Here is a 10,385-nt window from a genome sequence, read left to right on the forward strand (position 1 = left end):
CTTTATTTATAATGGAAAATAAAGTGGATGATTATAAGTTGTAGATTTTTTAGGAGCAATAACATGAACTTAAATAAAATAAGAGTTAATGGAATCCCTGTCTTAATTTGGGGAGAATCAAGCGATAGAATAATAATAGCAGCACACGGAAGCCATTCATCAAAACTTGATGACTGTATGTGGGTTCTTGCTGATGAAGCGATAAAACATGGATATCAGGTTCTTAGTTTTGATTTACCACAGCATGGGGAAAGAGTTTACGAAACGGACTTCCTTACGCCGGATGAATGCGTAAGAGAGTTGATGCTCATGTATGGTTATGCAAAAGAACACGCACAAAGGATTTCGCTGTTTGGATGTAGTATGGGTGCGTATTTTCAATTGCTTACTTTTCCTGAAATTGATATAGAACGTGCATGGTTTCTTTCCCCTATAACGGATATGAAACGTATCATTCATAATCTCATGGGCTATTGTCATATTACCGAGGAAGAATTTAAGAAAATGGTTAAAGTGGAAAATGATATAGAACCCCTGTATTATCCATATTACCAATACGTCCGCAAACATCCAATTACAAACTGGCCGCATGAGACATATATTCTTCGTGGTGAAACAGATACGTTATCTGAGTATTCTTATGTAAAACATTTTTCGGACTGTTTTGGATGTGAACTGACAGAACAAAAAGGTGGGGAACATTGGTTTCACACAGAACCAGAGCTTGATTTTTTCAGACTTTGGATCAGAGACAGACTTTAACATTTTATTACTGGAGAACAAAAAATGATTCAATTTGCTGGAATTGCAGTATTAGTTTTAGTGCTAATGGTTGGTCTGATTATTACTATGGCATCAATTATCGGATATTTCATTTGTTGTAAACGTGGGACGCAGTATAAACTGGGGAATAAAATTATGCTGCGAACTTCTTTCATTATAGGAATATCAATAACATCATTTCCTGTCATGTTTTTCTATATGATCACTTCAAATAATAGAAAGCAGGATGAGCAGGCACTTATAAGAGAACAACAGGCAATGGAAGAAGCAAATGCTTATGATGAGAATAATAATATCATGGAAGTATTTTTAGAAAAAGACAATATGACAGGATTTCGGTTAATTGTGACAGATTCTGCTGCGGGTTCAAAATATTATGAACTCGAAAAAACTATGGATGGAGGTAAGAACTGGACTTTGGCAAATGCGGATCCTTTTGATGGGAGACTAGGTTTGGCAGAAGGAATAGAATTTTTAACAAAAGACAATGGATATATTGGTATTACTGATACTTTAGGTACCTATTCTCAAATATATGTAACCCATGATGGAGGCTCTACCTTTTCAAAAATTGAATTGCCAATGGAACTTGTAAAGACACTTCCGGAAACCGCAATAGAAAAAGGATACACATTGTCTGATTATGATTATTATGAAATGCCATCTATGAATTATGGGAAACTTGAAATTAATGCTGTTATAGACTCTTCTGAAACAAAGGGAATTGTTTTTGTTTCAGAGGATGATGGAGAAAGCTGGAAGCCCAGGATAGATGAATAAAGCATTAATGATTATGATAATAAAATTACTAAAAATGCATATAGCACATAAAATGGGCTTGACAGCTAACAAGTATTAGCTTATAATACAGCTAATAAATATTAGCTACGAAGGAAACATATAATAGTATTCTATCATGCTATTTGTATGAAAAGAGGTGCTTAAAATGAACGATATGAAAAAATGGGTATTATGCCCGATTTGTGGAGGAAAAACCCGTTTGCAGATATTAGAGACAACAGAGTTGAAGGATTTCCCTTTATTTTGCCCAAAGTGCAAACGGGAAATGTTGATAAGGGCAGTTCACTATAAAGTAAAACTGATTAGCCAGAATTATATGTAGAGGCGATACAACATGAGTGCATTGGTTGATCAATTATTAAAGACAAATGAGATAAAGGATTTGGAAAAAAAGCAGCTGGATATTCTTACAAAATTTATTCCAGGCGGTTTTATGATTCAGAGAGCGGATGGAAGCTGCAGTTTCAAGTACATTTCTGAAGGATTTGCAAATATGTTTGGATATACATTGGAAGAATTTATGGAGGTTTCCGGTGGAACGATGAAAGGTATTGCAGATGCAGGAAATGAAATGGAAGTGATTTCCCAGTTAGAAAACACCCTGAAAGATGGAGATACTTATTGTATTCAGTATCGTGTAAGGTGTAAAGATGGATACTGGAAATTTGTGGAAGACCGCGGTGAAAGGATAACAAACAGTGAAGGAGAAGATGAATACTGGTGTGTGCTCCTAGATATTGATGATGCTAAAAAACTGGAAGAAAAAGAACGGCATCTGGAAGCAGAAAAAAAGCTTATGGAGGAAAATGAAAAGATTCTGCAGGAAATGATTCAATACAAAACACAATACAACGAACAGTTGGAGAGAGAGGTAAAGAAAAAGACAAGAAGCCTTATCAGGATGCAGAATGATATTATCCTTAGCATGGCAGATACAGTGGAAGATCGTGACAGCAATACAGGAGGGCATATTCGTAGGACAAGTGAATGTGTGAGAGTTTTTGTGGAAGTTCTTCAAAAAAATCCGGTTTATGCAAAGAAGGGGGATTCTTTCTTTGAGTGTGTTATTAAGGCAGCACCTCTTCATGATTTTGGAAAAATCGCAGTTGATGATGCCATATTAAGAAAACCTGGTAAATTTACGCAGGAGGAATATGAGATTATGAAGACCCATCCTGAAAAGGGGGCTCAGATTGTGGCTAAGATTCTGCATAATTCCGACGATATACAATTTAGAAAGATTGCTGAGAATGTGGCTCATTACCATCATGAAAAATGGGATGGGACGGGATATCCATCAGGACTACGGGGAGAGGAGATCCCTCTGGAAGCAAGAATTATGGCATTGGCGGATGTGTTTGATGCACTGGTAAGTAAACGTTGCTATAAAGAAAAATATTCGTTTGATACAGCATTTTCCATTATTGAGGAATCTCTTGGAAAACATTTTGATGCGGAACTTGGAAAGCTATTCATACAGCAAAGAGCAGCACTGGAAACCTGCTATGAAAGTTTGTTATAATAATAAAAGAAAGAGGGAGTTGTATTGAAGCTTAATTACTTGGCAATTCTTGTTTTTATTATATTGACTGTATGCAGCGGCTGTGGCCAAGGTGAGTTGCATAATAGCGGTGAAGAGAATGAACAGCAGAATAGTCAGCAAAGTATTCGGGAAGAATCAGAAAGCCTGGCAGAGGGTTATAGACAGCTTTACGAGAAAGCTGTTCAGGAAAATACATTGGATACACTTGAATTGCAGCAGGAAGTTATTAAGTATTTTGAAAATAAAGGATATGCGGCAGTGGACAGGGACAATCAGATTGATATGGTTCATCCGGAACTAGTGGAGGAATTTTGCGAAAAAGCAGAGCAGGAAAAGAAAGCAGAAGTCACGATATTTTCTACGATGACAGGCGGTAAGTTCATTCGTTATGATATGAAAACCGATTTGGGAAAGATGAATGTGATTGTAAGTTCGCTGGAATGGAAAGATGGCAAGCCAAAGTCAGATTATTATCATGAATTCGAGGCCTATACATGGAAATATACGGACAAAGGATATTTTTTTGTGGAAGAATACCATCCGTCTGGCTATGATGGTGCGCCGGGACAGACAGGATTTCGGGTAAAACCGCTTGATAAGATTTGCAGAGAGTTAAATCAGGCGTATGTTGCACCGATCGGATACGAATGGAATAATATGCTGATTGTTGATTGGAATGAGCAGGATTATTCCAATCTGGAATTTTATGACTTATATGAACGAATGTATCGTATGAAGTATGGGACGGACGTGCCGTTCCAATCAGAGTATGAAGGAGAAGAATACGAAGTTCCCAAAGCTGAATTTGAAGAAGTGTTACAAACATATTTTCAAATCAGCAGTGAAGATATAGAGAAAAATACGGTATATAATCCGGAACGTCAGACATATCGGTACAGGTCCAGAGGAAGGTATGGTTATGAACTTCCCTATGAACCTTATCCGGAGGTAGTTTCTTATGGAGAACAGGAAGATGGAACAATCAAACTCCTGGTAGAAGGAGTGTGGATAATAAAAGAGCTGGATCAGGCAATTTGCAGTGAACTGGTACTTCGGCCATTGGAAAATGGACAGTTTCAATATGTATCGAATAAAGTGATATATTCAGATGAAAATGCTTCAGCAAAATGGTATATGCCCAGATTATCGGATGAAGAGTGGGAGAAATATTATCAGTAATTCGGAAAATACTATGTTATACTATCTCATAGGATGTTTTGTCAAAACAAGTAATATATGAAGGGGTGAAAGGTGATCAATATGCGGTTTGATATTTTGAGTTGTGAACGGAATGACGCTGAATTTATTTGTAATAGACTGGTGGAGTATAATCTAAGCAAAGTTGCAAAAACACAGGGAACCAATTTTATAAATATCCATAAAAAAATTGTTGATGAAAAGGGTAATATTATTGCAGGATGTCTTGCGAAGATGTACTGCTGGAAGGTCATTTACATAGATATTCTATGGATTGATGAGCAATATAGAAAACAGGGGTTGGGGACAAAATTATTAAAAGAAATTGAGCGAATTGCAGCAGAGGAAAATTGTTCTCTGATTCATCTGGATACATTTGATTTTCAGGCAAAAGATTTCTATATAAAGCATGGATATGAAATATTTGGGGTTTTGGAAGATTGTCCGGAAAACCATTGCAGATATTATTTGAAAAAGAAATTGAAATAGAAAAATCGAAATTCGGTGAGGAATGAATATATGGGACGATGGGATCCGTGGAGAGGCTGTGGTCGTTGGTGGAGAATCTGACCGCAATGCCAGAGTATTAGACTATGACTGGGTACTGGATATCAGGGAGCAGTGTATCAGGCAGAATGTTTCCTTTCAGTTCAGACAGTGTGGCACGCCTTTTATAATGGATGGAAAACAATACACGTTACAAGTGAAGGATCTTTGCAGCCAGGCAAGGCGTGCGGGGATTGACTATGAAAGGAAAAGTATAAAATGATAGAAAAGGCTAAGAGTATTGCAATAATATATGCAATAATGGCAGCAGCCTTATATGCAATTAATGTACCGATATCCAAGATATTATTAAATTATGTAGAGCCTACGATGATGGCTTCGTTTTTGTATCTTGGAGCTGGTCTTGGATTATTGGCATATAGCCTGGTCGAAAAAATAAGTGGCAAAGAAGTGAAAAGAGAACCGCTAACGAGAAAAGAACTGCCATATACAGCAGCGATGGTTGTTTTAGATATTCTGGCGCCAATTTTGTTGATGTTTGGAATCTCAATGACGAATTCCGCAAATGTATCTTTATTGAATAATTTTGAAATTGTTGCTACATCACTTATTGCACTGCTCATTTTTAAAGAAGCTATTTCCAGAAGACTTTGGATTGCAATTGCTTTAGTGACTCTGGCAAGTGCTGTGTTGAGTTTTGAGGGCGCAGGAAGTTTTGTGTTTAATCAGGGTTCCCTGTTTGTGCTTGGGGCATGTCTGTGTTGGGGCTTTGAGAATAATTGTACAAAAATGATCAGTAATAAAAGTTCAGTTGAGATTGTTGTCATTAAAGGAATTTTTTCAGGACTTGGAAGTTTCTTTGTGGCACTTTTTATTGGGGAAAGAATACCCGTTTTGCGATGGCTGATTTGTGTATTGATACTTGGATTCGTTGCATATGGACTGAGTATTAATTTTTATATTATGGCACAGAAGGATCTGGGGGCTGCCAAAACAAGTGCGTATTATTCCATTGCTCCATTTTTGGGAGTTGCTTTCAGTATGTTGCTTTTGGGCGAGAGACCAGGGATTCAGTTTTATCTGGCTTTGATTATCATGGTGATCAGCACATATTTTATGGTAAAAGATACGATACGATAGGATGGATTTCGGCAGAAACGTGATGCACGGAGGACCTTATGATTAGAAAAGCTGTTTTTGATGATATTGATAGAATTGAAGATACTTATAATGAACATTTTGAGTATGAAATAGAACACGAAGCCTTTACTGTATTTAAAAAGGGTGTATATCCGACCAGAGAAGATGCAGAGAAAGCTGTAAATACAGGATCATTGTACATATATGAGGAGAATAGTAATATTGCAGGAAGTATGATTCTTGATAAAGTTCAGCCGATAGAGTATTCAGATATCCAATGGAGAAAGAATTGCCGAAAAGATGAGGTTATGGTAATTCATTTGCTTATGGTACGGCCTGCTATGTCTGGAAAAGGGATTGCTTCCTCACTTATCAAATATGCAGTTGAACTGGCAGAATGTAACCACTGTAAAGTCTTGCGGTTAGACACCGGAAGCCAGAATATCCCTGCAATATCATTATATAAGAAAGCAGGATTTGAAATTGTTGCAACTGCATCTAAGAAAGTGGGAGATAGAATTGCACATGGCAATCACCTCTTTCTTGAGAAAATGTTGTAGGTTAATTCGTTAAAGCATAGAACCGAGGTGTTGTGTATGAAGTTATCAGATGTTTCCCATGGTCCGGATTGGATTATATGGGCAGTATTTATTATGTTTGTGATTCTTTCAATTATTCTGATTTCCGGACATGGAAGCGGCCTTATTGCTGGCTATAATACTGCTTCACAAGAGGAAAAGGACAAGTTCGATGCTAAAAAAATGTGCAGATTGACGGGAGTGGGAATGGCCGTTGTTGCAATTCTGATTCTGATCATGGGGCTTTTCGAGGATGTGCTTCCGGCAAATTTTGCGTATGTTGCTGCCGGTATTATAGTTGCAGTTTGTCTGGTTATGATTATAGCTATCAATACGGTCTGCAGAAAGTAATCAAAATAAATATTTACATCAGTTTGAGGACACAGAAGCGGGGGAACAACTGTCGTTGTTTGAATTGAACTGAGCCGTGGAATTTTACAGGAGGGCTTTATGAAGAAAATATTGGAAACGTGCAGACTTTATCTGCGGGAGATGGAACAATCTGACTTTGATGCATTAAGCAGGATACTGCAGGATGAAAAGACGATGTATGCATATAACGGTGCATTCAATGATACTGAGACGCAGGCATGGCTTGATAATCAGATTGCCCGTTATCAAAAATACGGGTTTGGATTATGGGCAGTTGTCCTGAAAGAATCCGACGAAATGATTGGTCAGTGTGGACTTACCATGCAGCCGTGGAAAGACGGGGAAGTTCTGGAAATCGGTTATCTTCTCCAGAGGGCATACTGGCATCAGGGGTATGCAACGGAAGCGGCAAAAGCATGCAAAGAATATGCTTTTACAAAACTTCATGCTGATGAAGTATGCTCTATTATTCGTGATACCAATATAGCGTCTCAAAAAGTGGCTTTGAGAAATGGCATGACGATAATGGATTCCTGGACAAAGCACTATAGGGGCGAGGATATGCCGCATTACCGATATGTGGTAAAAAACATTAGAATATAATACATAGAAATTGGAAGTGTGGAGGACGTATGTGTACAAGTATTGTTTCAAATAGAAAGAAAACGATTATAGGATGGAATCTTGATATTTTGGATATGAAATATAAAGTTGTAACAGAAGATGAGCGTGTATATATCGCAATTTACGATGAGAAGGAAGGCTGGATGCCGCTGTTTGGGGCAAATGCGAGAGGAGATTTTGTTGCCATGCCTACCTGCTGGTCGTTTGATGACAGGAGTAATCCTGCGGACGGGGATCGTAATAATCTTTTGATGCTGGATATTGATCTGCTCCTTGAAAAAAGGACTTTGAGCGAAATTAGAAGGATTGCCGAAAGTGAAAAGATTTGCAGCATTCCGGGCGTCACATTTCAGGCACAGCTTTCAGACGGAGAAGGAAATGTGCTTCAGATAATTCCCGGACAGGGTTACCAGTACAAAGAGAAGCCGGTTTACTCAGTTCTTACGAATTTTTCTCCCTTCAAAGGTGATAGTGAGGTTCATCCATGGATGGGAATGGATCGGTATGAGACGGCAGTTGCCATGATGGAACAGGCAGACGATCATTTTGATGTAGACGATTGCTTTGAGGTGCTGAAAGCAACGGCACAGACGGTGTGCCCGACAGTGGTATCCATGGTTTATGATGTGACGGAGCGCACGGTGTACTGGTGTGAGAACAGGGAATGGACGCAGATTTTTGAGTGGAAGATGTAATAATAGAGAAAATACAAAAGAGAGATTATGTCGGCATTATAATGTTTACATAGTCTCTCTTTTTGCCCTCTTAATGTATCGTTTATATTGACAAAAAAGAAGAGTTATGTTAAATTCTGAATATAGGAAATCGATGGTACAAAAGCGTGAAAGAGAGGGAAATATGCCAGTTGGTAATATAAGATATGAAAGTAGTAAAAGATATTTACTTGAAAAGATAAGAGCTGGAGACACGGAATATTTCCAGAAAACAAAAGATAATTTTTGCATATCTGAGGAAGAAGTACAACAATTATTAGAGAACTGTTTGCGAGATGCCATTATAATAGAAAAGGATACGGGAATTGGTTTTGAATTGGTTTGCCGGGAATGGGATTTTGTATATAATCAGAAGGCTGGGCTGAGTGAAGACAGAATTTATTCTGGAGATATTCAATCTATTTTGAAAAATGACAAAAAAGAAGCAAAGCAAATTTGGAGTTATGTTTTTTCTGAAATTATGAATAATGCTATTGAACATTCTAAGTCGCAAATGATTTATTGCCATGTGAAGAAAGATTATTTGTATACTGAGATTTCTATTACGGATGATGGAATAGGGATATTTGAAAATATTAAAAGTGTGCTTTCAGGTATGTTAAAGCAACATGTCGATAATCAGGATGCGCTTATAGAGTTGTATAAAGGGAAGTTTACAACAAATAAAGAATCACATTCCGGTGAGGGGATTTTCTTTTCTTCCAAGCTGATGGACGAATTTGCGGTATGGTCGGATAATGCAGTTTTTCACACTGGATATTATAAAGAAGACAAACTTGTGCAATCGCATTTGATTGCATATTATACAAAGCTTAAAAGAATTGGTACAATGGTAGTTATGAAACTTTCGAATCAGACAAACAGGACGATGAAGGAGGTGTTCGACATGTTTGCTCCAATTGACGAAGGTTTTTCAAGGACAGTTATTCCGGTGAAAGATACCTGTCTGTGTGGGGAACCGGTTGCAAGATCCCATGCCAGAAGAGTGTTATTTCGCCTGGAGGAGTTCAAACATATTGATTTTGATTTCGCAGGAGTAGAGTTTATGGGACAGGGGTTTGCAGATGAAGTATTCCGGGTATTTCAAAATAAGTATCCGGATATTGAACTTCGTGCAATTAATGCGAATGAGTCGGTATTAGGTATGATTAAGCACGTACGTTTTAATATGACAGCAACACAATAGAATCCAACTGCAATAGGAGTTTTAAAACTTCACAGACTATGCTGTTGAAAAGATTTCCTGTATTCTCTTGGAGTACAAAGATAGAATTCTTTGAATTTCTTAGTATAGTATGCAGGAGAGACAAAGCCACATTTTTCTGCAATAAGAGAAATGTTTTTATCAGGACATTCTGTCAGCATGGATGCACTTTGAATTAATCTGTATTTAAGCAGATATTGGATTGGTGATTCTCCGGTAATCCGCTTAAAACAGCGAAGTGTTTCTCTTTCACTGATATTAACTGTTTTTGCGATGCTGAAAAGAGTGATATTTTCTGAATAATGATGTTCTATGTAATTCAGAATTTTGGTTACACGAATAGAATTTATATCCTGGTGAAGGGACGGTTCATCAAGATAAGGTTCCAGCTTAGAATATACTGACAGCATGATGGTGCTAAGTTGTTCCCGAACAATAAATTCATAGGCAAATTCATCATTTTTTAATGCTTCAAATGCAGTAGAAAACCAGTCTGATACAGGCTGGTTTTTATCGTTCAAAACCATACATGAAAAATGAGAGCATGAAACCATTGGAATAATATACTTAGAAGCAAATGCAGAATTAACGCTGCCGGTAATTAAAAGTGGAGAAAAAACAAGAGACTGAAGTTCACAGTAAGGTTCTCCGGATGCTGAATGCAGTGCATTTGTATTTATGACTGCAATTTCTCCTGCATGAAGTAAGCAAGTATCAGCGGATACCTGAAGCTTCATCGATCCTTTGGTAATGTAAATAATTTCAAACTCTTCATGCCAGTGCCAGGGAATAAAATCAGCTATAGAATTGGAGTGTGCTGACTCATAACAAGCACATGGAAATTCTAAGGTTCCATGTGGTTGAAGTTCTTTATTTTGACTGTTTCTATTTAAACTGCATTT

The 10,385-nt window shown here is 37.6% G+C and carries 13 protein-coding genes and 1 pseudogene; 13 read left to right on the plus strand and 1 reads right to left on the minus strand.

Translation table 11 applies throughout. The annotated features are described in order from the left end of the window. Positions 1-63: 63 nt before the first annotated feature. The 13 genes and pseudogenes from ACQRCC_RS15185 to ACQRCC_RS15245 all read left to right on the plus strand — a co-directional run bounded on the left by ACQRCC_RS15185 (position 64) and on the right by ACQRCC_RS15245 (position 9,465). Positions 64-762 carry an alpha/beta hydrolase gene (locus ACQRCC_RS15185; protein ID WP_427851586.1) on the plus strand — a complete coding sequence of 233 codons (699 nt, stop codon included), beginning with the start codon at positions 64-66 and terminating at the stop codon, positions 760-762. Positions 763-786: 24 nt separating this feature from the next. Then, positions 787-1,563, plus strand: a complete 777-nt coding sequence (locus ACQRCC_RS15190; RefSeq protein ID WP_427851587.1) for a WD40/YVTN/BNR-like repeat-containing protein — start codon at positions 787-789, stop codon at positions 1,561-1,563. A gap of 166 nt (positions 1,564-1,729) precedes the next feature. Then, positions 1,730-1,906, plus strand: coding sequence for a cysteine-rich KTR domain-containing protein (locus ACQRCC_RS15195; RefSeq protein WP_427851588.1), 177 nt, complete (start codon positions 1,730-1,732; stop codon positions 1,904-1,906). Positions 1,907-1,918: 12 nt separating this feature from the next. Further along, positions 1,919-3,106, plus strand: coding sequence for an HD domain-containing phosphohydrolase (locus ACQRCC_RS15200; protein WP_427851589.1), 1,188 nt, complete (start codon positions 1,919-1,921; stop codon positions 3,104-3,106). A 24-nt stretch (positions 3,107-3,130) separates the two neighbouring features. Further along, entirely contained in the window at positions 3,131-4,306 is a 1,176-nt protein-coding gene (locus ACQRCC_RS15205) for a DUF6070 family protein (protein ID WP_427851590.1), read from the plus strand. A gap of 81 nt (positions 4,307-4,387) precedes the next feature. Further along, complete coding sequence (locus ACQRCC_RS15210) at positions 4,388-4,813, plus strand: GNAT family N-acetyltransferase (protein ID WP_427851591.1); 426 nt, start codon at positions 4,388-4,390, stop codon at positions 4,811-4,813. A 52-nt stretch (positions 4,814-4,865) separates the two neighbouring features. Then, positions 4,866-5,093 (plus strand): annotated as a pseudogene (locus ACQRCC_RS15215) (DUF5131 family protein); the annotation flags it as partial. Then, positions 5,090-5,971 (plus strand): DMT family transporter, encoded by an 882-nt coding sequence (locus tag ACQRCC_RS15220; RefSeq protein WP_427851592.1) that lies wholly within the window; start codon positions 5,090-5,092, stop codon positions 5,969-5,971. The pseudogene ACQRCC_RS15215 and the gene ACQRCC_RS15220, both read left to right, overlap by 4 nt. Positions 5,972-6,009: 38 nt before the next feature. Beyond that, the gene (locus ACQRCC_RS15225; RefSeq protein WP_427851593.1) at positions 6,010-6,531 is read left to right on the plus strand and encodes an N-acetyltransferase family protein; all 522 of its coding nucleotides are present in this window, start codon (positions 6,010-6,012) and stop codon (positions 6,529-6,531) included. A 36-nt stretch (positions 6,532-6,567) separates the two neighbouring features. Next, a complete protein-coding gene (locus ACQRCC_RS15230) occupies positions 6,568-6,900 on the plus strand; it encodes a DUF3784 domain-containing protein (RefSeq protein WP_427851594.1) in 333 nt (110 codons plus the stop codon). A 99-nt stretch (positions 6,901-6,999) separates the two neighbouring features. Further along, positions 7,000-7,524, plus strand: coding sequence for a GNAT family N-acetyltransferase (locus ACQRCC_RS15235; protein WP_427851595.1), 525 nt, complete (start codon positions 7,000-7,002; stop codon positions 7,522-7,524). Between the two features lie 29 nt (positions 7,525-7,553). Continuing rightward, a complete protein-coding gene (locus ACQRCC_RS15240) occupies positions 7,554-8,240 on the plus strand; it encodes a hypothetical protein (RefSeq protein ID WP_427851596.1) in 687 nt (228 codons plus the stop codon). 106 nt (positions 8,241-8,346) lie between these two features. Continuing rightward, positions 8,347-9,465, plus strand: coding sequence for an STAS-like domain-containing protein (locus tag ACQRCC_RS15245; RefSeq protein ID WP_427851597.1), 1,119 nt, complete (start codon positions 8,347-8,349; stop codon positions 9,463-9,465). Between the two features lie 29 nt (positions 9,466-9,494). Here ACQRCC_RS15245 and ACQRCC_RS15250 read toward each other — a convergent pair. After that, positions 9,495-10,385: helix-turn-helix domain-containing protein (locus ACQRCC_RS15250; protein WP_427851598.1), on the minus strand; the 891-nt coding region annotated here is incomplete at its 5' end.

It is taken from the genome of Sporofaciens sp. SGI.106, from assembly GCF_050314255.1.
GTDB lineage: Bacteria > Bacillota > Clostridia > Lachnospirales > Lachnospiraceae > Claveliimonas.

Bases quoted from the DNA above. Each gene is read 5' to 3' on its own strand.
- ACQRCC_RS15185 (WP_427851586.1), top strand. From the start codon at position 64: ATGAACTTAAATAAAATAAGAGTTAATGGAATCCCTGTCTTAATTTGG.
- ACQRCC_RS15190 (WP_427851587.1), top strand. From the start codon at position 787: ATGATTCAATTTGCTGGAATTGCAGTATTAGTTTTAGTGCTAATGGTT.
- ACQRCC_RS15195 (WP_427851588.1), top strand. From the start codon at position 1,730: ATGAACGATATGAAAAAATGGGTATTATGCCCGATTTGTGGAGGAAAA.
- ACQRCC_RS15200 (WP_427851589.1), top strand. From the start codon at position 1,919: ATGAGTGCATTGGTTGATCAATTATTAAAGACAAATGAGATAAAGGAT.
- ACQRCC_RS15210 (WP_427851591.1), top strand. From the start codon at position 4,388: ATGCGGTTTGATATTTTGAGTTGTGAACGGAATGACGCTGAATTTATT.
- ACQRCC_RS15220 (WP_427851592.1), top strand. From the start codon at position 5,090: ATGATAGAAAAGGCTAAGAGTATTGCAATAATATATGCAATAATGGCA.
- ACQRCC_RS15225 (WP_427851593.1), top strand. From the start codon at position 6,010: ATGATTAGAAAAGCTGTTTTTGATGATATTGATAGAATTGAAGATACT.
- ACQRCC_RS15230 (WP_427851594.1), top strand. From the start codon at position 6,568: ATGAAGTTATCAGATGTTTCCCATGGTCCGGATTGGATTATATGGGCA.
- ACQRCC_RS15235 (WP_427851595.1), top strand. From the start codon at position 7,000: ATGAAGAAAATATTGGAAACGTGCAGACTTTATCTGCGGGAGATGGAA.
- ACQRCC_RS15240 (WP_427851596.1), top strand. From the start codon at position 7,554: ATGTGTACAAGTATTGTTTCAAATAGAAAGAAAACGATTATAGGATGG.
- ACQRCC_RS15245 (WP_427851597.1), top strand. From the start codon at position 8,347: ATGTTAAATTCTGAATATAGGAAATCGATGGTACAAAAGCGTGAAAGA.